This window comes from Paenibacillus solani (assembly GCF_001277345.1).
Taxonomy (GTDB): domain Bacteria; phylum Bacillota; class Bacilli; order Paenibacillales; family Paenibacillaceae; genus Paenibacillus_AQ; species Paenibacillus_AQ solani.
On record NZ_LIUT01000006.1, the window covers coordinates 535,381 to 557,192 of the forward strand.

Annotated in this window: 22 protein-coding genes and 1 pseudogene; 16 read left to right on the forward strand and 7 right to left on the reverse strand. The window is 50.4% G+C overall.

Annotation, left to right across the window (positions count from 1 at the left end):
• Nucleotides 1-26: 26 nt before the first annotated feature.
• A complete protein-coding gene (locus AM231_RS23720) occupies nt 27-638 on the reverse strand; it encodes a DedA family protein (RefSeq protein ID WP_054404775.1) in 612 nt (203 codons plus the stop codon).
• A gap of 542 nt (nt 639-1,180) precedes the next feature.
• Between AM231_RS23720 and AM231_RS23725 the strand changes: the two genes are divergently transcribed.
• From AM231_RS23725 to AM231_RS23760, 8 genes and pseudogenes are all read left to right on the forward strand, one after another.
• Nucleotides 1,181-2,887 (forward strand): FAD-dependent oxidoreductase, encoded by a 1,707-nt coding sequence (locus AM231_RS23725; protein WP_053490040.1) that lies wholly within the window; start codon nt 1,181-1,183, stop codon nt 2,885-2,887.
• Nucleotides 2,884-3,233, forward strand: a pseudogene (locus AM231_RS23730) (4Fe-4S dicluster domain-containing protein). The gene AM231_RS23725 and the pseudogene AM231_RS23730 overlap by 4 nt, the downstream one beginning before the upstream one ends.
• A gap of 229 nt (nt 3,234-3,462) precedes the next feature.
• Nucleotides 3,463-4,296 (forward strand): ABC transporter permease, encoded by an 834-nt coding sequence (locus AM231_RS23735; protein ID WP_423212943.1) that lies wholly within the window; start codon nt 3,463-3,465, stop codon nt 4,294-4,296.
• Nucleotides 4,297-4,332: 36 nt separating this feature from the next.
• Nucleotides 4,333-5,193, forward strand: a complete 861-nt coding sequence (locus tag AM231_RS23740) for an ABC transporter permease (protein ID WP_053490037.1) — start codon at nt 4,333-4,335, stop codon at nt 5,191-5,193.
• A 56-nt stretch (nt 5,194-5,249) separates the two neighbouring features.
• Entirely contained in the window at nt 5,250-6,869 is a 1,620-nt protein-coding gene (locus AM231_RS23745) for an FAD-dependent oxidoreductase (protein WP_054404777.1), read from the forward strand.
• The gene (locus tag AM231_RS23750) at nt 6,866-7,198 is read left to right on the forward strand and encodes a 4Fe-4S binding protein (RefSeq protein WP_053490035.1); all 333 of its coding nucleotides are present in this window, start codon (nt 6,866-6,868) and stop codon (nt 7,196-7,198) included. Before AM231_RS23745 ends, AM231_RS23750 begins: the two co-directional genes overlap by 4 nt.
• A gap of 175 nt (nt 7,199-7,373) precedes the next feature.
• A complete protein-coding gene (locus tag AM231_RS23755) occupies nt 7,374-8,387 on the forward strand; it encodes an ABC transporter substrate-binding protein (RefSeq protein ID WP_053490034.1) in 1,014 nt (337 codons plus the stop codon).
• A 50-nt stretch (nt 8,388-8,437) separates the two neighbouring features.
• Nucleotides 8,438-9,067, forward strand: coding sequence for a nitroreductase family protein (locus AM231_RS23760; RefSeq protein ID WP_053490033.1), 630 nt, complete (start codon nt 8,438-8,440; stop codon nt 9,065-9,067).
• Here AM231_RS23760 and AM231_RS23765 read toward each other — a convergent pair.
• Together AM231_RS23765 and AM231_RS23770 are read right to left on the reverse strand one after the other, a co-directional pair.
• Nucleotides 9,057-10,550 carry a sensor histidine kinase gene (locus AM231_RS23765; RefSeq protein WP_054404778.1) on the reverse strand — a complete coding sequence of 498 codons (1,494 nt, stop codon included), beginning with the start codon at nt 10,548-10,550 and terminating at the stop codon, nt 9,057-9,059. The genes AM231_RS23760 and AM231_RS23765 overlap by 11 nt on opposite strands.
• Nucleotides 10,547-11,233, reverse strand: a complete 687-nt coding sequence (locus AM231_RS23770) for a response regulator transcription factor (RefSeq protein WP_053490031.1) — start codon at nt 11,231-11,233, stop codon at nt 10,547-10,549. The genes AM231_RS23765 and AM231_RS23770 overlap by 4 nt, the downstream gene beginning before the upstream one ends.
• A gap of 247 nt (nt 11,234-11,480) precedes the next feature.
• Between AM231_RS23770 and AM231_RS23775 the strand changes: the two genes are divergently transcribed.
• The 4 genes from AM231_RS23775 (at nt 11,481) to AM231_RS23790 (ending at nt 14,539) form a co-directional block, all read left to right on the forward strand.
• Entirely contained in the window at nt 11,481-12,245 is a 765-nt protein-coding gene (locus AM231_RS23775; RefSeq protein ID WP_053490030.1) for a pirin family protein, read from the forward strand.
• A 326-nt stretch (nt 12,246-12,571) separates the two neighbouring features.
• Nucleotides 12,572-13,390, forward strand: a complete 819-nt coding sequence (locus AM231_RS23780; protein WP_054404922.1) for a C40 family peptidase — start codon at nt 12,572-12,574, stop codon at nt 13,388-13,390.
• A gap of 189 nt (nt 13,391-13,579) precedes the next feature.
• Nucleotides 13,580-13,777 carry a YwbE family protein gene (locus AM231_RS23785; protein ID WP_054404779.1) on the forward strand — a complete coding sequence of 66 codons (198 nt, stop codon included), beginning with the start codon at nt 13,580-13,582 and terminating at the stop codon, nt 13,775-13,777.
• A gap of 171 nt (nt 13,778-13,948) precedes the next feature.
• Nucleotides 13,949-14,539 (forward strand): hypothetical protein, encoded by a 591-nt coding sequence (locus AM231_RS23790; protein WP_054404780.1) that lies wholly within the window; start codon nt 13,949-13,951, stop codon nt 14,537-14,539.
• A gap of 53 nt (nt 14,540-14,592) precedes the next feature.
• On the opposite strand, the gene AM231_RS23795 is transcribed toward AM231_RS23790, so the two are convergent.
• Both AM231_RS23795 and AM231_RS23800 read right to left on the reverse strand, forming a co-directional pair.
• Nucleotides 14,593-14,967 (reverse strand): hypothetical protein, encoded by a 375-nt coding sequence (locus AM231_RS23795; RefSeq protein ID WP_054404781.1) that lies wholly within the window; start codon nt 14,965-14,967, stop codon nt 14,593-14,595.
• A 75-nt stretch (nt 14,968-15,042) separates the two neighbouring features.
• A complete protein-coding gene (locus AM231_RS23800) occupies nt 15,043-15,528 on the reverse strand; it encodes a GAF domain-containing protein (protein WP_053493988.1) in 486 nt (161 codons plus the stop codon).
• Between the two features lie 196 nt (nt 15,529-15,724).
• Here AM231_RS23800 and AM231_RS23805 point away from each other — a divergent pair, with 196 nt between their 5' ends.
• Nucleotides 15,725-16,030: a winged-helix domain-containing protein gene (locus tag AM231_RS23805; RefSeq protein ID WP_054404782.1), complete on the forward strand. Its 306-nt coding sequence runs from the start codon at nt 15,725-15,727 to the stop codon at nt 16,028-16,030.
• An 80-nt stretch (nt 16,031-16,110) separates the two neighbouring features.
• Here AM231_RS23805 and AM231_RS23810 read toward each other — a convergent pair whose 3' ends face one another.
• Nucleotides 16,111-17,100: an alpha/beta hydrolase gene (locus AM231_RS23810; RefSeq protein ID WP_054404783.1), complete on the reverse strand. Its 990-nt coding sequence runs from the start codon at nt 17,098-17,100 to the stop codon at nt 16,111-16,113.
• Nucleotides 17,101-17,333: 233 nt separating this feature from the next.
• On the opposite strand from AM231_RS23810, the gene AM231_RS23815 reads away from it, so the two are divergent.
• The gene (locus AM231_RS23815; RefSeq protein ID WP_054404785.1) at nt 17,334-17,918 is read left to right on the forward strand and encodes a GNAT family N-acetyltransferase; all 585 of its coding nucleotides are present in this window, start codon (nt 17,334-17,336) and stop codon (nt 17,916-17,918) included.
• A gap of 160 nt (nt 17,919-18,078) precedes the next feature.
• Complete coding sequence (locus AM231_RS23820; protein ID WP_054404786.1) at nt 18,079-19,599, forward strand: MDR family MFS transporter; 1,521 nt, start codon at nt 18,079-18,081, stop codon at nt 19,597-19,599.
• A 156-nt stretch (nt 19,600-19,755) separates the two neighbouring features.
• Here the strand turns inward: AM231_RS23820 and AM231_RS23825 are convergent, their stop codons facing one another.
• Nucleotides 19,756-20,220 carry a MarR family winged helix-turn-helix transcriptional regulator gene (locus tag AM231_RS23825; protein WP_054404788.1) on the reverse strand — a complete coding sequence of 155 codons (465 nt, stop codon included), beginning with the start codon at nt 20,218-20,220 and terminating at the stop codon, nt 19,756-19,758.
• A gap of 216 nt (nt 20,221-20,436) precedes the next feature.
• Between AM231_RS23825 and AM231_RS23830 the strand changes: the two genes are divergently transcribed.
• Nucleotides 20,437-21,777 (forward strand): MFS transporter, encoded by a 1,341-nt coding sequence (locus tag AM231_RS23830; RefSeq protein WP_242615294.1) that lies wholly within the window; start codon nt 20,437-20,439, stop codon nt 21,775-21,777.
• Nucleotides 21,778-21,812 lie beyond the last annotated feature (35 nt).

A 21,812-nucleotide genomic window follows, 5' to 3' on the forward strand; every position in this document is an offset into this window, starting at 1 on the left:
GAATGGCATAAAGAGCAGGCTTCAGTTTAAGCCGACTTTCTTCGCTTGCGGAAGAAGATGAACAAGAATGCGATCACGGCCACAGCTATTACAGCATAAGCGATATTGGAATAGACGTCCATGAAGGCCACGATATTTTCCCATGAATCGCCGACGGCGGCCCCGACAGCTACCAGAATGATATTCCAGATCAAAGTACCGATGGTCGTGAAGAGCAGGAACATGCCAAACTTCATGTTCGACATCCCCGCCGGGATGGAGATCAGACTCCGGATTAATGGAATCATGCGGCAGAACAGAACCGTCCAGTAACCGTATTTATCGAACCAGGCATCGGCCTTGCGGATGTCTTCTTTTTTGACGCGGAGAATATGACCCCAGCGATCCACGATCTTCTCAAGCCGCTCGACATCAAGCAGACGTCCGATTCCGTACAGAATGACGGCACCGACCACAGATCCTATGGTAGCTGCGATAATGACACCCGGTACCGTCAGTTTCGAGTAGGTTGTCATGAAGCCGCCGAAGGTCAGAATGACCTCAGAGGGGATTGGTGGAAACACGTTCTCCACGGCGATCATCAGCATGATGCCGACGTAGCCGAACTTTTCCATAATGTCCGTAATCCAGTTTTCCAAAAGTTACACCTCTTTCAAGTGATAAGGAGGCCGTTGCCATCCTTTAGAACTGCTTGTCGGTTACGATTTCAAACAAGTTGCTTGTAACGAGGGCAATTTTATGCCGATGATTTCCGGAAAAAGGCTTGGTTATTGCTAGCTTAATATATTTCATTATATAGTTGTCCTGCCATAATGAACAAGGCGCGGTCACCGCAGCTGGCTGCTGCCGCTTAATAGATGCTGAGAGCTTCTGCCTCACTTTTCATGAATCTATCAAGATAGAATCCTTTCATTTGATGTTCTACTACCGATAGTATTGTACCAAAAAAACGGGATACCTAAAATAATTGGCACTAGAAGTTCATGCCTTGTCTGCCATAGATATCAATTTTTTAAAAAAGTGTTGACGCTGATATTACAAGCTGGTAACATACTTGATAATTCCAATCGAATAAATAAGATATATTAATCGACCAGCCCACTGGAGATCATGGATTTACTCATGATCTCCTTTTTGCCGTTTTGGACTGATAGGGCTAGCAATCAAGGGGGATCAACGAATGCATGCAAATGATGAACTCAAACTGACGGCGGATGTCCTTGTCATTGGCGGAGGCCCCGCCGGGGCTTGGGCCGCGTGGAGCGCAGCCTCCCAAGGTGCCAAAGTCATATTGGTCGACAAAGGGTTTCTCGGTTCCAGCGGGGCAACAGCACCGGGCGGAACGAATCTTTTATACTTGCCACCGGATGAGAAACTGCGTAATGAGGCTGTGTCCCAGCGGATGAAGGAAGGCGGCTATTTATCCGAACCGGACTGGATCCATCGTGTGCTGGATCAAGTATATATCAACCTGGAGCGCGTGGAGACATGGGGATATCCCTTCCGCAGGGATGAGAACGGGGTTCCCATGCGAGACCATCTGCAGGGACCCGAATATATGAAGCTGATGCGAAGTGCAGTCAGCCGGGCAGGCGTACGAATAATGGATCAATCTCCGGCGCTCGAGCTGCTTACGGATGAGCACGGAGTTGGAGGTGCGCGGGGCATATCCAGGCAGAAGAACAGGGATTGGGAAGTCAGGGCGCAATCGGTTGTTATAGCTACCGGCGGCTGTGCCTTCCTAAGCAAGGGCCTTGGCTGCAATGTGCTCACAGGGGAAGGATTGCTCATGGCTGCAGAGCTGGGCGCCGAGCTGTCCGGCATGGAGTTCAGCCGTCAATATGCGCCGAGTGCGGCTTTCGGTACCGTAACCCGCGGCCGGCTTCTCAATTGGGCGACTTACTATGACGAAGACGGAAATACGCTTTACAGCCCCGGCGGGCCGAGACCTCATGATTTCTTGCCGACGATGCTTCGCAAAGGCCCGGTTTATGCCACGCTGAATCATGCGGATACGGAAGAGAAACAGCGCATATTAAGGCAATCGCATGCTATCTTCTTTGTGCCGTATGATCGGGCCGGGATTGACCCGTTTAAGGAGCGTTTTCCATTAACCCTCCGCTATGAGGGAACTGTTCGGGGAACCGGGGGGATCCGTATCACCGGAGAGGACTGCGCGACAACGGTTCCAGGATTATACGCTGCGGGAGATGCGGCGACTCGGGAACGGGTGACGGGAGCCAAATCGGGTGGAGGTGCTTTTAATGCATCTTGGGCAATCTGCTCGGGAACATGGGCAGGCGAAGGGGCGGCGAAGCATGCACTGAGTACACGCTCTTCCGCGAATGGCCGCCGTCTGCAAGCTGCAGGGCGGGGCGGCATGAGCCGTGAATCCGCAGGACCTGGGCAGAGCTTGGATACAGCCAGCCTGATTCAATCCGTACAGCGAGAGGTGTTCCCGCTCGACATCAATTATTTTCGCAGTGAGCCTGTTATTCAGAAGTCACTCGAACGGCTGAACGCTCTATGGCCGGAGGTGTATGCCGAGGTATCCGGGGATTCGCGTGAGCGAATAAAGGCAAGGGAGGCGGCGGCCATGGCAGCCACCGCAAGGTGGATGTATACGGCTGTACTGGCCCGGCGTGAAACCAGAGGCATGCATACACTTCTGGAATATCCGAACCTTAATTCGAGTTTGCAGCATCGCCTGACCGTGAGCGGGATCGACCGGATCCAGGTGTATCCGGAGGGAAAGCCGCACGCACAGGTGAATCACGAACTCCTAGAAGCCGCTCAATATCATGTTCACACAGCAAGCAGGGAAAATGAATCCAGAGAGCCAGACCGCTGGATGGCCGCAGCAGCCGGAGAGGGGGAGGGGGCATGATCGAGATCGTCAGTCAGGATCGCTGCATCGAATGTGGCTGTGCATCAAGGTATGTCCGACCAATGTATTCGATCGTACGGAGACAGGACTTCCGCTCATTGCCCGTCAGGAGGATTGCCAGACCTGTTTTATATGCGAAGTTTATTGCCCCGTTGACGCCCTATACGTGTCACCCTATGCAGATATAAAACAGCAGGTGACGGAACAGGAGCTGGTCTCTGTTGGAATCATCGGAAGCTGGAGGGAGATCATCGGCTGGGGACGGGGAAGAACCCGGCTGGCTGAGATCGATGAAACTCCATTCATCGACCGGATACTTCCCCCCCAAGGGACAATTTCAAGTTAATAATGCGTGTTTAATGTCAACCATTCATATGGAGACATTCCTTCGTTTTCACGGGAATGTCTCTTTTTAGTAGAAGGAGAGGTGCTTTTCATGAAACGGACCGGGGTAAATTCCGCCTTTGTATATGCAAGAGCCGCGTTCTCCATGCTGGGTCGTGATCAGGATGAGTGATCATACGAGATTGTATCGGCAGAAGCCTCAAGCTTCGTTTCTCGGCAGTGAGACGGCAGTGCCGCCTAATGCGACCGCTGCTCCGAAGCCGGCTGATCTCTCCGAAGAACGAGGGAATGCAGATTGGAAAAGGTCGCTGGGCATCTTCGCTGCCGGTTCGATTCTTCCTGTATCACTGCTGATGGTATGGCAGGTGCTTGGCGACCTGGGGTATATTTCAGAGCTGTTGTTCCCGACACCGCTTCGCATTGTAGAAGCTTTTGCACGATTGGCGGGCTCGGATGAGCTCGGCGGCCATGTGCAGATCAGTTTGATCCGGGCCGCGGCGGGCTTTGCTCTAGGTGGTGCGCTCGGCCTCGCCTTCGGTATTCTGGTCGGGCTGTTCCGCATATCCGAACGCATACTCGACCCTTCCATTCAAATGATCCGTATGGTTCCGCATTTAGCGGTTGCGCCGCTGTTCGTGCTCTGGTTCGGAATCGGAGAGTCATCCAAAATATTGCTGATTGCCAAAGGTGCCTTTTTTCCGCTCTATATCCAAACCTACTTCGGGATCCGCGGAGTGGATAACAAGTGGTTTGAAGTTGCAAGAGTTCTTGGTTTCAGTCGTATCCAGCAAATCTTCAAGCTGGTCATCCCGGCATCGCTGCCGCATATCTTCCTTGGGATTCGGCTATCTTTGGGGCTGGCTTGGCTGGGGCTCGTCGTTGCCGAAATAATGGGTTCCACGTCAGGCATTGGCTACTTGATGACGGATGCCAGACAGTTCAGCAAAACGGCCACCGTCTTCGTGTGCATCATTCTTTTTGCCGTCATCGGCAAAGCCGCCGACGCATCGGTCCGATGGTTGGAGCGCAGGCTTTTGAAATGGAGTGACAGCTATGGGGGCTAAAGCGACCGCTGTATCCAAGAGAGAGGAGGTGACTTGATGAGTCATACGAGTGAATTGGTGCTGCCGGCTGCGGGACAGCCGCCCGCGGAGCAGTCGCCGCATACGATAGCTTCACTGCGTTCCAAGCGCCGGAGAACGTCCATACGGATCATCGCGCTTGGCTCGGCCTTTCCAGTTTTGGTCCTTGCCATATGGCAGCTGGCGGGTTATCTCGGCTGGATTGATACGCTCTTTCTGCCCACGCCTACGGCAATCCTCGAGTCCCTCTGGGGACTGATAGCCTCAGGCGATATGACGACCCATCTTGGCATAAGTTTGGGACGCGCTGCGGCAGGATTTGCCCTGGGCGGCAGTTTGGGCTTGGTATTTGGCATATTAACGGGCTTCTCGCGCAAGTCAGAAATATTCCTTGATCCAACAGTACAAATCCTGAGGATGATTCCTCATCTGGCGATTGCTCCGCTCATTATCCTATGGTTCGGGTTCGGAGAAACATCGAAAGTGCTGATCATTGCAAAGGGAGCCTTCTTCCCACTGTATATTAATACGTTCCTCGGTATCCGCAGAGTAGACAATAAGCTGGTTGAAGTATCCGGGGTGCTCCAGTACAGCCGTTTTCAGCAGATCACCAAACTTATCATTCCCTCGGCGCTTCCTGGCATATTAATGGGACTTCGCTTATCGCTAGCAGTATCCTGGCTCGGACTCGTCGTTGCAGAGCTGATTGGCTCTCAGTCGGGAGTAGGGTTTCTCATTAATCTTGCCAAGCAATCGTCATTAACGGAGCAAATCTTTGTGGGTGTATTGGTGTTTGCTGTTGTCGGCATGCTCGTCGATCTGTTCGTCCGCACCCTGGAACGCCGTTTATTGAAGTGGCGGGATACTTATAAAGGATGATGTTGTTCAAGGAATAGAGAAAGCGCGAGTTCTATGACATAGAGGGGGGAAAATATATGAATTTGCACAAACAGGACAGCACGCTTCAGTTGGAGACGGATGTGCTGGTCATTGGTGGTGGTCCTGCCGGTACCTGGGCCGCTTTAACGGCTGCCGCCAAAGGCAGTAAAGTCGTGCTGGCAGATAAAGGCTACTGCGGATCTAGCGGGGCGACTGCACCCTCGGGTACAGGCGTATGGTATGTAGAGCCTGAAGTAAAGCAGCGCCAGGAAGCGAAGCTGAGCCGTTACTTTATGGGCGGACGCCTGGCTGAGAATGATTGGATGGACCGGGTGCTGGACCAGACTTACGAGAATATGAACCGTCTTGCCGGATGGGGGTATTCGTTTCCAATTGATCCTGAGGGCAACGTGTTTCGGCAGGGATTGCAGGGACCGGAATATATGCGTCTTATGCGCAAGCTGGTGAAAAGAGCCGGTGTCAAAATTCTAGATCACAGCCCTGCGCTGGAGCTTCTAGCGGATGAACATGGGGTGGGGGGTGCCGCCGGCGTAAGCACGCAGGGAGGCGATCCTTGGCGAGTCACCGCGGGAGCCGTTGTTATCGCCACCGGCGGCTGCGCCTTCCTAAGCAAAGCGCTAGGATGCAACGTCCTGACTGGTGATGGTTATCTGATGGCGGCTGAGGCTGGGGCCGAGATGTCAGGAATGGAGTTCTCCAATGCCTACGCCATATCACCGACGTTCTCCTCGGTTACCAAAACAGCATACTACCGTTATGCAAGCTTTTACTATGAGGATGGCTCGGTGGTAGAGGGAGCGGGCTCGACCAAGGGACGTTCTGTCATTGCCAAAAAACTGCTGGAGAACCGTCAGGTGTATGCCCGACTAGACCAGGCACCCGCTGATCTGCAGCCGCTGCTTCGGGTAGGACAGACGAATTTCTTCCTGCCGTTTGACCGCATGGGTATCAATCCATTCACGGATATGTTCCCGGTTACCCTCAGGCTTGAGGGAACGGTCCGCGGCACCGGGGGAATCCATATCGTGGACGATACTTGTGCTACGAAGGTTCCCGGCTTGTATGCCGCGGGAGACGCCGCAACGAGGGAATTGATCTGCGGCGGATTCACCGGAGGCGGCAGCCACAATGCTGCCTGGGCGATGTCGTCCGGCAGCTTTGCAGGTGAAGGAGCGGCAGCTTACGCTAAATCGCTGGGACAGCATGCCGCAAGACGGGAGGTGCACGGGTTATCTTCGGCTCCGATTGTGTCGTCTCGCACCTATGGTTCTACGCTGCAGAAGCCACCAATTGCTGCCGAGGAATATATTCGGGCGGTGCAGGAAGAGGTTATGCCATATGACCGAAATCTGTTTCGTTCGGATGAAGGACTCCGGGATTCGCTTTATCGGCTTGATCGGGTATGGAAGTCAATCCGGCATGAACCGATCCATCTGGATTATCAGGCGGTGAAGAGACGGGAGGCAGCCGCCATGACGGTAACGGCCCGTTGGATGTACCGCTCGGCGCAGGCCAGAACAGAAACGCGGGGCATGCATAAACGGATCGATTATCCGGATGTCGACGAAACGCAGCGCTACCGCCTGATTACATCCGGGCTGGATGATATCAGTGTACGGGCACAGAGGGTGAGCGAGGAGGCGGTTTCTCTTTGATTGAACTCATCAGCGATGCCAGATGTGTGGCATGTAATCTGTGTGTTTCCGTATGTCCGACAAATGTATTTGATAAAGTCGTTGACGATGTGCCTGTCATTGCCAGACAGAATGATTGCCAAACATGTTTTATGTGCGAGCTCTATTGTCCGGCGGATGCAATGTACGTCGCGCCCCATCCCGACCGGCTCAGCAATCGCAGTGAAGCAGAACTGGAGCAGGCTGAGCTGCTGGGCGGCTACCGCGAGCAGGTGGGGTGGGGACCCGGGAGAACACCGATATCAAGTCATGAGTTTATGGCTCAGCTCGCTAGGCGTTTCGTTCCATGAATGACAGGGCCATTGGTCAACAGCTTCCCAGCGGTGGTGGCGGCATCCAGGTCATGATTAGGACTATTATAGAAGGATTTAGAGAGTGCCATGGAAGAGAGAATGCTGTGCCCAGAGAAAGGCGAGGAGCCTGACATAAAGCAACAATGTAATAGATGAGGGGAGAAGAAGCCGTATGGAGAATCGAAAGGTAAGGAAACACAAACGCAAGCGATACGCGATTCTATTGACTTTGGTAGCAGCAGCGCTTGCTTTTTCGCAGGGCTGCGGCTCCAGGGAACAAACAACGGAGGCATCGGGCACCGGTGTACCGAAGGTGCTTAACTATGGTTACATTGGAACCAGCACATTAAATGTACCGGCCGGTGCTGAGGGCTGGGGATTCCATAAGGGCATCATACAGGAAGAACTGAAGAAACACGGTATTGACACAATTAATCTCACAGCCTTCCCGAATGGCCCCGATTTGAGCGAATCATTGATCAGCGGTCGTCTGGATTTTGGCAGCTTTGGCGATACGCCGGCCATATTGTCGCGCTCTACCGGAGCGAAGACCAAAGTGATTACCCAAGGTTCAACCGATAGCATCGGATACCTCGTCGCCAGGAAAGGCGGGCCAGCCTCACTGGATGAGTTAAAAGGGGTAACGGTGGCAACTCAAAAAGGCTCCTTCCACCATCGGTATTTGATCGGTCTTCTGAAGAAGAAGGGTCTGACGGAAGATGTGAAGGTCATTCATCTGCTTCGCGTGGACGCGGAAGCTGCTCTGGCTCGCGGCGAAATTGATGCGATGACTAATACTGGAGTGTTTACACTCAAACAGATCGATGAAGGATATACGCTTTTGGATGATGCAACCAAGCATCCCGAGCTGTATGGAACGGGCTTGACGGTCGTCTCCGAAGCCTATTTGGCGAAATACCCCGATTTCCCCAAAGCCTGGAATGCAGCTCGCTCCAAGGCGTTGGAAGACTTGAAGCAGCATCCCGAAGAATATTATAAGTTTCTGGCTGAGGTGCAGAACACAAAAATTGAATATGTGAAGAAAGTCAGTCCTATCGAGCTGATCAAGGAGGTTCCTTTTACCGAGGAAGGATTGCAGCTTCTCGAAGGAACGAAGGCCTTTCTGGTCGAGGAGAAGCTGGCCGAAACCGATTTTCCATTGGAAGATTGGCTCATAAAGCCATAGATACAACCGCTTTGGACTTATCACCCGCAAGGGAAAAGGAGAGAATATAAATGAGTAAATCAGAATCATCCGTTAATGTGTCAGAGCCGTCTCCAATTGTAGTGGAACAAGCGCGCCAGCCGGATTACCCGGTGCACGCGCATTTTGTGAACAGGTGGTCGTCAAGAGCCTTTGATCGGCGCATCGTAGAAGATGAAGAACTGTATACCGTGCTGGAGGCAGCGCGGTGGGCACCTTCCTCAAGCAACGGGCAGCCGTGGCGATTCATCGTTGCCCGGACAGAGGAGGAGAGGGCCAGGTTCGCGACCTTTATCCGTCCCGGGAACCGCGTATGGAGCGATCATGCGCCGGTGCTGGTCCTGCTCATATCCTATACATTAAATGCACATGGAGAACCCAGTGGAAGCCATGCGTTTGATGCGGGAACGGCTTGGGGCACGATCGCTTCGCAAGCTGCTCTGCTCGGGCTAAACACTCGCGCAATCGGCGGTTTTGACCATGATCTGGCCCGCGAGACATTGCAGATTCCGGAAGAATATGTTCTGCATGCCGTCATTGCGCTTGGTTATCGAGGCAATATATCCTTGCTGCCGGAGTCGCTGAAAGAACGAGAAGTGCCCACAGGCCGGCGTTCCTTGAATGAACTGGTATATGAAGGGGTATTCCGGATTAAGGAATAATGCCTGGCCATTCCGCACGGAAAACCGTCCCTTGGTTGACCGTGCTGTCTACGCTCATATGACCGCCATGCGCATCTATAATGGATTGGGTAATGGATAGTCCAAGGCCCGCACCGCCGTGCTGTCTGGTCCGGGATTCGTCGATGCGGTAGAACCGCTCGAACAGATGGGGCAGATGTTCCTTCGGAATTCCGGAGCCATTGTCGCCAACCTGCAGTACGGCAAGGTCCTTGGTTTTATCAACAGTAATGGTGATCTGCCCTGTGACAGAATCGGTATGTTGTACCGCATTATGGAACAGATTGTAAATAACCTGCTTAATCTTGTCGGAGTCGCACCGGCATAACACGGGTAACGCTTGAATTGTTATATTCCTGCCTTGGGCAAGCATTCTTAGATGAGGCTCCATTTCCAGCAGCAGCTGGTTCAGCCGAATGTCCTGCAGATGCAGCTCCGGCTTGCGGTCCAGCTTGGCCAACAACAGCAAATCCTCGACCAATTTCTTCATGCGCTTGGATTCGCCGTGCATGCTGGGTAGCGCCGTCCGAAGCTGCTCGGGGTTGTCGGCAGCACCGCGACCCAGCACCTCCAGAAAGCCGTGAATCGAAGTGAGCGGCGTTCGCAGCTCATGGGAAGCATCGGCAATAAATCTTCGCATTTGCTCTTTAGCTTCACGCTCCGCATCGAACGCATCTTCCAGCCTCTCCAGCATGCCGTTAAACGACTCAGCCAAGCGATCAATTTCCTGCTGACCCTGCAGGAGGGGGAGACGCTCAGCCAGGTTCCCGGCATCCGTGCGTTCCACCGTTTCAACCATTCGGTTCAGAGGGGAGAGCGTCCGGCGCAGCAAAGGGAGATACAATGCGATCCCGCCAGCCATGGCAAATATAGCCAGCACTCCAAAAATCAGCAGCTGCCGCAGCAAAACGGCATGCAGCGGCTGCGTGTCCATTCCAAGCTGCAGCATCCCGGAAGGGCTGTCCGGCTTACCGTAAGGGCGAAAGACCACAATCTGCTCATCACCTTGGGCATTCTCGGTCACTTCATACGGGATGGGCTGACGCTCCTTGAATCTCTCCATGATCGATGCATAAGCCTCAGCTGTCAGTTTGGGCGCGGCCAGACCATTGTCAACGGCAAGATCGGCGTAATGTCCCCCGGCTTCGATCATGGCAAGCGACATGTTCGGCAGAAACAGCAGTGGGCGATCCTCTTGACCCGAATGGTCCGAACGGGTCTCGTTATTTGGTACAGCGGGGCAACTGCGCGGCTCCCGGTCAGGCTGCCATAGCTCCGCGGGAATGGAGCGAACCTGAAGTGCAAGCGAGTCAGCCTGATTGCGGAATAGGGCATCTTTCATCAATATATATTGCAGCGCGCCGATCAACATGAGCAGAAGCCCCAAGACGATGAGAGAACGCGACAGGAGCTGTGTGCGTAGAGAAGTTGGACCAGCCCGGCGCGCGCGCATCCGTAAGTTCATGGCAGGTCCACCCGGTAACCGGCTCCGCGAAGAGTACGAATGACCCGATGCTCCTTGTCCCCAAGCTTCTCGCGCAGGGATCGGATATAGACCTCCACGATATTATCCTCTCCGCCAAAGTCATAATCCCACACAATATTCAAAATATTCGATTTACTCATAACACTGCCGTGTTTAGTCACAAGCAGCTTGAGCAGCTTATATTCCGTTGGCGATAGTTCAAGGGCCTCACCATGGTATACGATTTCTGTCTTGCGGTCATCAATGGTGAACGGACCGAGCCGAATTTCACCGAGCAGGCTTGGAAACTGATTGCGCAGCCGGGCTTGAATCCGGGCAAGCAGCTCCTCGAAGCTGAAAGGCTTGACCATGTAATCGTCTGCTCCAATCATAAGCCCCTTAACACGGTCTTCAATCTCATCCTTAGCGGTGAGCATAATGATTGCAACATCTCTGTTTTCTTCCTTCAACTGTTTGCAAACCGCGAGTCCGTCCATTCCCGGCATCATTACGTCAAGAACAATGACGTGTGGCTCGAAGCTGATTGCTTCCACTATTGCAGAAGCTCCATTGGAAGCCGTATGAACTTCAAAGCCTTCATTTTGAAGACCAAGCTCCAGAAACTGCAGTATATGCGGCTCGTCATCTACGAGTAAAACACGAATACGATGCATAGGTTCCATTACGCAAAACTCCTCTTATGTCATTCTTTCAACTTTATCATACGTGCTCTAGCTGAATGAAGTCTGAACGTAAACTGAAAGTAATCTGAAAAAGATTCGCAAATATGAATTCCAAATAAGGGAGTTTCAGGATGTTGATATATAGGCCATGATCGTCAATACTATCTTCAAACCGAGATATAAATGACATTCCAATCTAAGTACACCTGTTCAAGATGACTTTGGATAGATGGGAGGAGGACCGGACGTGATAGGAAATGTATACCCGCCCGAGAAACAGAGCACAGGTTCATACGACGGCGGGAGGATAACAGAGCAAAAGCCGATCGGTTTATCTGGAGAAGGATCGGCTGTTACCAGAATAGGACCACTTTTCTATTGGTCTTGGTTCCGCTCACCCATCGAAGGTTATGTCGCGTCTCATCCTCACCAGGGATTTGAAATCGTGACCTATATGATTCAAGGAAAGGGTGTTCATAAGGATTCGCAGGGCACGAACAGCGAGCTGGGGCCTGGAGGGGTATTATTGATGCGGGCTGGGTCGGGACTTACGCATGAAGAACGTCTCACAGGGCCGGGTGCAGAAGGGGTTCAAATATGGTTTGAGCCCTATCTTCGTGATTCATTGAAACAGAATCCTGCATGTCGTCAGTATCGGCCTGATTCATTTCCGGTAACCCGAATTCAAGGTGGACTGATCAAAACGATAATTGGCGGCTTCGCACCGACGGATTTATCAATAGATGTGAGAATGTTGGATATACAGTTGCTGGCCGGGAACGAAGCCCACTATGAATTGAAATCCGGCAGGCGTGTCGCAGCACTGGCTGTGAGGGGGGAAGGCAGCTTTATAGCTGACGGGACCAGTCTTTCTTTTCTTCACCGGGACTTTATGGTAATGGATACGAAGCAGGATGAAAGGATTAGCCTTAAGGCGCAAGCCAATGTCAGGATCATCCTGATTGACGTACCGGAAAACCCTGGATATCCGCTCTATTCCAAGAGGCCATGAGATCAATTGATTACAATATTGTAGTGGAATGAAATCTAAAATGTACGATAGACTGAAGTCTGTCAGAAGAACACTAAGCAGAAAGACCCAACAAAGAAATCCGGACTTCATTGCACCGGACTGGTTGGGTTATTTTGGTATGTTTTTTTGTTATAATAAACTATATTTACTATATTTATGTACAATAAGAGACTAAAGTCCCCCTACTTGGCAATAGTTGGCATGCGCATTTGTGAGGATGGTAGCATGCGTCCCAAGAAGTAGCCTGTCTATAATGATTGCGGGATCACGAAAATGACAATTTCGTCATTCCACAAACTAACGACATGGGGGAGATTCTTATTTTCTCGAAAAAACGCATTAAACAATTGATGGCCGGAGCGCTTCTATCAGCAGCTGTTCTTGGTTCTTATGGATATGGGTCTGTAAATGAAGTGGCTGCCGCCAGTGTGCAGTCCGTCACAAAAGGTGTAGCGAGCGCAAATGTGTACATGCGCAGTCAGCCATCGACTTCAGGTAAAGTCGTTAACCGCGTGCATAAGGGCGACCGCGTTCAAATTCTGGGCAGCAGCTCAGGCTGGTATAAGATCAAAACTTCAAATGGAAAGCAAGGATTTGCTTCGTCTAAATATATTAACCATAGTAATAGCTCTTCAAACAATTCCGGCAGTCATTCCGGAAATGCGGGAAGCACAGCGCCTTCTGCGAGCGCTAGTGTTGAGAAAGTAATCAGTGCAGGTATGAAATATTTGGGAACGCCGTACGAATTCGGCTCTAACCGCAATTCAACGAAAACTTTTGATTGTTCCGCATTTATCCGCCGTGCATTCATGGACGGCGCTAACATTACACTCCCAAGCGATTCGCGCAAGCAGGGGCAGTACGTCAAAGATAAAGGAACTGCAGTTTATAACGTCAATCAATTAAAACGCGGGGATCAGGTATTCTTCATGAGTTATAGAGGCTCATCGGCATCTGCTTATGCCGGATTGGACAAGTCCAAACAGCGGATTACCCATGTGGCTATATACTTGGGTGACAACAAGCTGCTGCATACCTATTCGAAGCAATCCGGCGGAGTCCTTGTAAGTACATTCAGCGATTCCTGGAAACATCGCTTCGTGCATGGCGGAAGCGTGTTGTAATCTATCATCATGTTTTCATAGTGTAAGTATCCGTACTTAACAGATAATAGAAGGACTGTCTGATTAGGAGATCTGCATGATCTCTAACAGGCAGTCCTTTGTCGTTTGGAGTTTGCTTTTCACCTTTGATTTCAGTAAGGTGGACAATAGAGAACGGACAACATCAAGAAATGGACAGGAGAGAAAATGATGAATGGTGGACAGCGTTCGAATATAAAGCCAGGCCTTGAGGTTGATATCGTATTGAAACAGGATCAACGAACGGGCAAACTAACCCGGGGCGTCGTCAAGGATATTTTGACTAATTCCCAAAACCATCCGCATGGCATTAAAGTACGCCTTCAAGATGGACAGGTGGGACGGGTAAAGAACATTTACGAGTCCTAGACTTTTGCTGCATCCATGCCTGAAATCCCCGTGACTACGACTGCATGACAGAGTCGCAACAGCCGTGCCAAAACTTCGCGATATCAGCGCGGTTTCGGTTATGGCTATTTTGCATTCTTGTGCAACATTACGCTCATATCATCCGTTTGAAGGTTGAGGTGAGAATGAAAGATGAGAAGATACCTTTATATGGGATTTATCTTGATGTTGATGGTGACAGGCTGCGCACAGCAGGGGTCTAAGGGAGCAGATTTGACTGATCCGCCATTAAATAAAACTGCAAGGGGAAGTCATGCTGAGGTTACCGATGGGGACTTCGTGTATCGTCTTGTCAGCGAGAAAGAGCAATACGATTATGGGGACCAAGTGAAGGTATATGGTGAGCTGGAGTATATCGGTGAACAAGATGAAATTACGATTGGTCATGCGGCTTCTCCCTTTTATTTTCCGATGAAAGAGCTCACAAGGGATTACGATATCGGTTATGCCATGAATGAGCCTTATTTTACAACTACGCTGAAAAAAGGTGAGCCTCTCCGTGAATATTACAGTGGGGGCGGCGGATACAGCAGCCAAGACAAAAAGGAATACAAAGACTTCATTCACTCCCTCCAGGATGGTTATCCGGACGGGCACTACGTGGTATACGGATCGGCGGATTTCATGATTGATTCGCAGTCGAAGGGCGCAAATCAGGCAGAGCCAGAGAACTATAAGATCCAGGCCGAGATCGAATTCAGCGTAAGTGATGAGGATAAGTAATTAAGCTCAAGCATAAAAGTGGGGATCGCGCAGACTGCGTGATCCCCTTCTTTTTATTGGAAGCCTTGACCTTGATGCGTGTTAGGGCTATTTGCAAAACCATGCTGGCCAAATGAAGGCTGAATATGCTGCGTTTGGTTGTGGATCTGTACGGAATTTTCTACTTGTCTAACGATTTGGGAAATCTGTTGATATTGCTGAATAGCTTGCTGATGGCCTTGAAGGGCGGATTGGATCATTTGTGCAGCTTGACGCTCACGCTGAGAAAGTTCCTCCAGCCGTGCTGCATTTTGCTGCTCTTGCTGCATGAGCTGCTGATACATACTAGAGGCTTGTTGGGTTTGCTGGGTCAACTGTTGAAGAATTTGCTCACACTGGCGAATTTGCTGGGAAACTTGTGAGTAATTGTTGTTATTAGATTGATACATGGATCGTATTCCTCCTAAGAATGTTTGGTTGGAACTCGAGGTTAGTGTACGGAAGAATACGTAAAAACATCCTGCTTATAACGCGAGTTGGCCTTCCAATATGTGGACGAACGCTTCTAAGAATTGCTGATCCTCTTGGTCAAAACGGTTCTTTAGCGGACTATCGATATCCAATACGCCATACAATGCGCCATCTACGATGATCGGTACGACAATTTCGCTGTTCGAGGCTGCATCGCAGGCAATATGTCCCGGAAATTCATGGACATCAGCTACAAGCAGGGTCGTCCGTTTGGCGGCAGCCGTACCGCAGACCCCGCGGTTCATCGGAATCCGAATGCAAGCGGGCAGCCCTTGAAATGGGCCGAGCACCAGCTCGTTGCCATCGTATAGATAGAAGCCGACCCAATTAATATCGGATAGAAAATGCCTGAGTAGTGCGGATGCATTGGATAAATTGGCAATCGCACTAGGTTCATCGTGAATAAGAGACTTTAACTGTCTTAGGACCTGGTTATACTGCTCGTTCTGGGTTCCTTCGTAGGGCATATTTTGAAACATGTAGGAATCTGTCCTTTCTGCATTCATTACTTCTGATTTCACCACCTTAGTCCAAAAATATGATTTTCGTCAAGAGACAACTGAAGGAAACCGGGACATCCGAGAGGTGTGCTACAGGCTGATTCCCTGCTAAGGTGCAAGGGTAATGTATGACATGACTCAGTATCAATATACCAGATGGAGGGAGAGGGAATGAATGCGGGCAGATGTACAGAATTTGTTTATCGGTATCCATATGCTCTATCTTGCCCATGAGCGCGATCTTACGATTAGCGAGATGCAGCCAGAGCTGGAGCGTCAGGGATATAAGGTTGGCGACCGGGAAGTAAAGTATGAACTTGAACGTTTGACAGAGGAGAATTTCCTGACTGCTCACGGCGATGCCTATAGTCTGACGGGTGCCGGGATAGAGGAATTCAAGGAAATTCAGAACAAGCTGAAGGACCTCTGTGAGGAGGTATTGAAGCCGGTAAATCAGAAGAAGGAAGACACGATGGCGTAGGAAGTACCTCAATATATAGAAAATCCCCCGTATGACGCATGCTAAGTGCGAAATCGGGGGATTTTTTGCATGCGAATTTATCAGGTAAGTTGTGACCCATTCAGTTCCAGCTGAAATGCAGGAGGGGGTGGAGCGACCTTCGGCTGCAGTACGCTCATAGGTTGACCTATATGTTCACGAAGAAACGAATGCACACCTTCCCGATATTGCTCAGGATCAACATGATAAGCGTTCGCATGGACGGCACCTTCGATCAGCAGTAGTTTCTTTGGTTCCGCTTTAGCTTCAAACATCTCGACACTCATCCGGGTAGGGACGTAATTGTCCTTAGTGCCATGAATGAACATGACAGGAAGAGAGCTGTTTCGGACAGCCCGGATCGGGCTAACCTGATCAAGACTAAACCCAGCTTTACTGCGAATTCGGGCATTCACCCAAGACAGAAACGGTACCGATGGGATTTTGTTGACACGCGTAAGCTGATGCCGCATGAGATCGGTTAAATCGGAGTACGGACAATCGGCAATGACCAGTTTAACCTGCGGATCAGCAATGGACAGATATTCAAGCACCGTTCCGCCGCCGAGCGATTGGCCATGAAGACCGATAACCACGTCTTCTCCATACTGCTCCGTTAACCAACGCACCCAAGCCTGCACATCGTGTTTCTCATAATAACCATAAGTAGTAAAGCGTCCTTCACTTCGTCCATGCCGACGTTGATCGATAAGGAGTACGTTGTAGCCTTCTTCTGTAAACAAGTCAATGAATTGGGTAGATACTGCCCGGGAACCCGTATAGCCATGGACAAGAAGAACCCAATGCTTCGACCCTGGATTACTCTCAATGGCCGCGCCACACAGCTTCAAACCATCAAAGCTCATAATAACGACTTCGTTTTTTCGAAGTGATTCGTATTGTTCCCTACTATACAAACCGGCTGTTTCCAGCACCTTAAACAGCTTGAGATCATTCTTTACTCGCATTCGTGTAATCTGCAGATACCCGATTTGCGTAATGGCAGCGGCTAAGACAATAATGGTTAACATCAAGACAATCACGATATACATATTCAGATCGTTTCCTCCTCCTTCCGTTATACAAAGGGGCTTATGAAGGTAACATCTATTGACGGAAACTGCCCGAATCCATCAATATATTAACATTACAGCTCCTACACTGAACTGTTGATGGATGACCAATCAAGGATTTGGGATTTGTTATAACCTTTATATACACGCACATAGTATCACCGGAAACATGGGATATAAGTCGGATTTTTTGTGAGGAGGGGAGAACAAAGATGTATGTCTGCGAAGGAATCATACCCGAGTTAACGGGACAACGGATCCGTCTGCGCAGGATAAAGGAGGAGGATGCCGAAGCGATGCTGTGCTGCTGGTCCGATCCTGATACGGCGGCTTTTCTGGATTTGCCTCCATTACACTCAGCCGAAGACGCCAAATCATTAATAATCTGGTTGCAGCATCTTGCCCAGCAGGATGAGACCATTCGCTGGGGAATTGAAATGGTGGATACGGGAAAATTAATCGGCAGCTGCGGGTTTAATTTCTGGCAGCTTACGGGAGCGTTCAGAGGTGAATTTGGCTGTGAACTGAGAAGTGCATATTGGGGGCAGGGTTATATGTCGGAGGCGGCCGAATTAGCTATGACTTTCGGGTATTCCATCATGGGACTTAACCGGATTGAAGCTTTCGTAGACCCAAGAAACGAGCGGGCATGCCGGTGGTTTGCGAGAAACGGTTATTTGCGTGAAGGCATGCTGCGGGATTATCGCCATACGTCCGGGGGATATGTTGATGCTGTCGTTTTTTCGCGGCTAAGAAGAGAGGAGACAGGAGGCACTAAGACCACTGCAAACGAGTAACAGGAAATTGGGATTGTGCATGCTTTACAGTAACCTTTATAATAGTAATATTGCATGATGGAAAGCGCTTCTGGATCAGGAGGCGCTTTTTATGCCGTTGGCCCCGGTTGTATGCTGAATATGCATGCCGGGGCTCTCTAGAGTAAAGGGGACGAAGGAATTGGGTGTATTAAAACAAGACAAACGCAGTTACATCTTGGTAGGGATTCTGTTATCCACCTTTATGGCTGCGATTGAAGGAACGGTGGTCGGTCCGGCAGGTCCGGCAATAATCAGCAGCTTTGGCAGCGTGAGCCTGATGAGCTGGATTTTTACGGCCTATCTGCTGACGATGGCTGTAACGACGCCGATCTTTGGTAAGATTAGCGATTTATACGGACGTAAGCCGGTTTTCTTATACGGCTCGCTCATCTTTCTCGTAGGCTCATTGTTGTGCGGCCTGTCGCAGAACATGACGCAGTTGATCATATTCAGGGCAATCCAGGGGATAGGTGCAGGCGCCGTCATTCCGGTTACCTTCACGATTGTCGGCGACATTTACAATCTGGAGGAACGGGGTAAGATTCAGGGCATGATCAGTTCCGTATGGGGGATATCTTCTCTAATCGGACCGCTGCTCGGTGGGTATTTTGTAGACTATCTGTCCTGGCACTGGATTTTTGTGTTTAATGTGCCGTTTGCACTGTTATCCATATGGCTCATTTTCCGTTATTTTAAAGAGGAACGCACCACGCGAGAAGTTTCGATCGACTACGGAGGAGCGGCTCTGTTTACCGTGGGGATGACGGCGCTGCTGTTTGCACTCGCAGTAGGCGGTGGAGAGAACTACTCCTGGACATCTCCCATCATTCTCAGTCTCATCATCGGTTCTGTGGTACTGCTCGCTGCGTTTCTGGTGGTGGAGAGCAAGGTCAAGGAGCCGATGCTGCCGCTTCATCTGTTCAAGATCAGGGATATAACAGTATCAACGGTGGCCAATATTCTGGTGAGTGCGCTTATTATCGGGTTGACCACATATTTGCCGCTTTGGATTCAAGGCGTACGGGGCGGCAATGCCACCTTGTCAGGCTTAACGCTGGCTCCCATGTCGATTGGATGGCTGATCGGCTCTATCATCAGCGGCCGTCTGATCATAAAGAACGGATCGCGCAAAACGGCGATCATCGGAGTCATCTGCCTCATCATAGGTGCTGTAGGACTGGCGTTCATGCATAAGGATACGGCGCTGGGTGTGCTGCTGGTCTTTACTTTTATTTATGGCATCGGATTCGGGTATATCTCAACTTTGTTTCAGATTATCGCGCAATCCTCGGTTGGTTACCAGGTTCGCGGAGCTTCCACGGCACTGAACTCCTTCATCCGGACATTCGGACAGACCGTGGGTGTAGCGGTATTCGGCTTATGGGTCAATGCCGGAATTGCGGGCAGGCTTGCCGCTGAACCGGATTCGGCTGGCATCACCAGCGATGATATTAACAAATTGCTCTCTCCGCATGGCATGGCTGAGCTGCCCGAAGGCTCAGGCAGCCTGCTGAGCGGAATACTGGAAGGAAGCCTGAATTCTCTGTTTGTGGTGATGGCCGTTATGGCTGTGATCTGTATGCTGATCGTGGCCGCCTTCCGTAATGCGCCCCCTGAGCCAGAAGCGGGAGTGGAAGAACTGTCGTCTTCCGCGAAATAATACATGAACTCATGAAGGACTATTTTATATATAAAATATAACAGAACCCCTGTCTCTTTCAGACAGGGGTTCTGCATTATAAGCCTCGGAGCTGTGTATGATGTTTAAAAAACTCTTGGTGAACTTGGGTTTTGCACTTATTTGATTCTCCCAAATTTAACGGCGCGTGATCTGCACCTGCTCCGCATGTTTATTCATCTTGCCAAGAAGACTGATCAGCTGCTGCTTTTCTTCCTCGTTCAATCCTCCCAAGGCATGCTGAATATGACGTTCATGCAGGGGATATAGCTTCTGCATCAATTGTTCCCCGGGCAGTGTTAGTTCGGCATAAATCACTCTTCTGTCCTCCGGGCAAGGTCTGCGGCGCACATATCCTCTTTCGACAAGCTTGTCTACCACGTAGGTAACATTACCGCTCTGCAGTAGCAGCTGTGCCCCAATCTGCTGGATGGGCTGACGCCCTTTATAGAACAGGACTTCCATGACGGCAAATGAAGTTGGGTTAAAACCCTCGATTTTACTGCCGTTCACGACATGCTCATTGACGCTCTTGAATGACTTGGCAAACACCCGATACAGGTGCATAGCAAGCTGTGTATCGTGTTCATGTGATACCTTCATACATTCTCCCGCCTTTAAAATGGACTCATTATGCCCTGAATTACTTCAAATCTAAGATTACGCTGAATTGAACAATTGCAACATATAATATGTCACAATGCGTGAAACAATTTCATTCTTTGGCTCGGGTATGAACTACTTCTTCAGGCTGATCTCAGGTCCGGGTGCTGATTCTATAATGGGGTTATGCAAAAAGCGAAGAAGAGGGTGGAAGGAATGAATCAAGCACAAACCGTTGAATCCGAGGGATTTAAACCACTGCTCCGCAACCGGAACTATATGCTGCTGATGGGTTCGCAGCTGGTGTCCAACATGGGAGAATGGCTCTATATTATAGCACTCTTGACACTTGTCGGATTGAAGTGGCAGGCCCAGCCTTGGGAAATTGCTGCAATGACGCTATGTATGGCCCTCCCCGTCTTAATAGGTGGCCCTGTAGCAGGATGGATCGGTGACCGGTATGATCGCAAGAAGATCATGGTAATCTCGGATATCGTCAGGGCTTTTCTCTTGATTGGGATTTTGTTTGCAGGCAATTTGACACAGATTTATATATTGCTGATCGTAAAAGGTCTGATGGATGTGCTGTTCTCCCCGGCCAAGAGCGGCAAGATCAAAGAGATCGTAAGTCCGCAGCACATCGATCAGGCGGTTACGATCAGTTCATCGATTGAGCAGTTATCCAAGATTATGGGTCCGTCCTTGGGCGGACTGTTGATGGCCTTGTTCGGTATTCAGTTATGCTTCCTCATCGATGCTGGTGCTTTTGTCGTATCGGCTTTATTTCTGCTCGGTGTTCCGGGCCGAAAGCTTCTTCAACAAGCAGATCTAAACGATGAATCTCACACTGAAATGCGGAATGGTCAACAGGTGCAGAAGAAAAGCTTTTTTAAAGAGATTGGAGAAGGGCTTCAGCTGATCTATGGCATGCCGCTGCTGCTTGGAGGCGTCATTACGATCTGTGCAGTAGTACTGGTGCTGCAGATGGCCGATTCCCAGATTGTAACCCTGTTTCGGTTAATACCCGATATATCGGAGGACCTGCTCGGCTATTGTATTTCGGCCAGCGGATTAGGGACGTTAATCGCAGCCATGTCTGTCCGCAAGCTAAGCTGGAGTACGCTTGCCAAGATGGGGTCAGGCGCTGCCGCGGCGGGGCTGGTCTTCGCCATATGTGCCGTAGTTGTCATGACTCCTATGCCGCATCTGCTGCAGAGCGTGGTACTGTTCGGCTCCTTCTTTCTGGCGGGTGTAGGTGGAGGATTCGTACTGGTTCCGTTTCAAATGCTGCTCATGAAAAGAACGCCAGAGCATATGACGAGCCGTGTATTCGGCACAGTTAACAGCCTTACCAGCGGCGCTGCGATCATAGGACCAACCCTTGGCGGCGTGCTTGTAACTGGCATAGGGCCTGTGCCAACATATATCGTTGCCGGGCTGGGAACAGCAGCGGTCGGTGCTGTACTGCTCGCATTTAAAGGCAGAATCGAACGCAAGGACAGAGCTTCTGCCGCAGGGGAAGCGATTCATTTGGTACCTGAAACTACTACGGTTTAATTCAGCAATCTATCGTTAAATGCAACGAATCTCCA

Excerpts from the sequence above, each read along its gene's own strand:
- AM231_RS23745 (WP_054404777.1), top strand. The coding sequence starts at position 5,250 with ATGAATTTGCACAAACAGGACAGCACGCTTCAGTTGGAGACGGATGTG.
- AM231_RS23760 (WP_053490033.1), top strand. The coding sequence starts at position 8,438 with ATGAGTAAATCAGAATCATCCGTTAATGTGTCAGAGCCGTCTCCAATT.
- AM231_RS23755 (WP_053490034.1), top strand. The coding sequence starts at position 7,374 with ATGGAGAATCGAAAGGTAAGGAAACACAAACGCAAGCGATACGCGATT.
- AM231_RS23765 (WP_054404778.1), bottom strand. The coding sequence starts at position 10,550 with ATGAACTTACGGATGCGCGCGCGCCGGGCTGGTCCAACTTCTCTACGC.
- AM231_RS23725 (WP_053490040.1), top strand. The coding sequence starts at position 1,181 with ATGCATGCAAATGATGAACTCAAACTGACGGCGGATGTCCTTGTCATT.
- AM231_RS23815 (WP_054404785.1), top strand. The coding sequence starts at position 17,334 with ATGTATGTCTGCGAAGGAATCATACCCGAGTTAACGGGACAACGGATC.
- AM231_RS23740 (WP_053490037.1), top strand. The coding sequence starts at position 4,333 with ATGAGTCATACGAGTGAATTGGTGCTGCCGGCTGCGGGACAGCCGCCC.
- AM231_RS23805 (WP_054404782.1), top strand. The coding sequence starts at position 15,725 with ATGCGGGCAGATGTACAGAATTTGTTTATCGGTATCCATATGCTCTAT.
- AM231_RS23800 (WP_053493988.1), bottom strand. The coding sequence starts at position 15,528 with ATGTTTCAAAATATGCCCTACGAAGGAACCCAGAACGAGCAGTATAAC.
- AM231_RS23770 (WP_053490031.1), bottom strand. The coding sequence starts at position 11,233 with ATGGAACCTATGCATCGTATTCGTGTTTTACTCGTAGATGACGAGCCG.
- AM231_RS23830 (WP_242615294.1), top strand. The coding sequence starts at position 20,437 with ATGAATCAAGCACAAACCGTTGAATCCGAGGGATTTAAACCACTGCTC.
- AM231_RS23790 (WP_054404780.1), top strand. The coding sequence starts at position 13,949 with ATGAGAAGATACCTTTATATGGGATTTATCTTGATGTTGATGGTGACA.
- AM231_RS23785 (WP_054404779.1), top strand. The coding sequence starts at position 13,580 with ATGAATGGTGGACAGCGTTCGAATATAAAGCCAGGCCTTGAGGTTGAT.
- AM231_RS23825 (WP_054404788.1), bottom strand. The coding sequence starts at position 20,220 with ATGAAGGTATCACATGAACACGATACACAGCTTGCTATGCACCTGTAT.
- AM231_RS23780 (WP_054404922.1), top strand. The coding sequence starts at position 12,572 with ATGGGGGAGATTCTTATTTTCTCGAAAAAACGCATTAAACAATTGATG.
- AM231_RS23795 (WP_054404781.1), bottom strand. The coding sequence starts at position 14,967 with ATGTATCAATCTAATAACAACAATTACTCACAAGTTTCCCAGCAAATT.
- AM231_RS23810 (WP_054404783.1), bottom strand. The coding sequence starts at position 17,100 with ATGTATATCGTGATTGTCTTGATGTTAACCATTATTGTCTTAGCCGCT.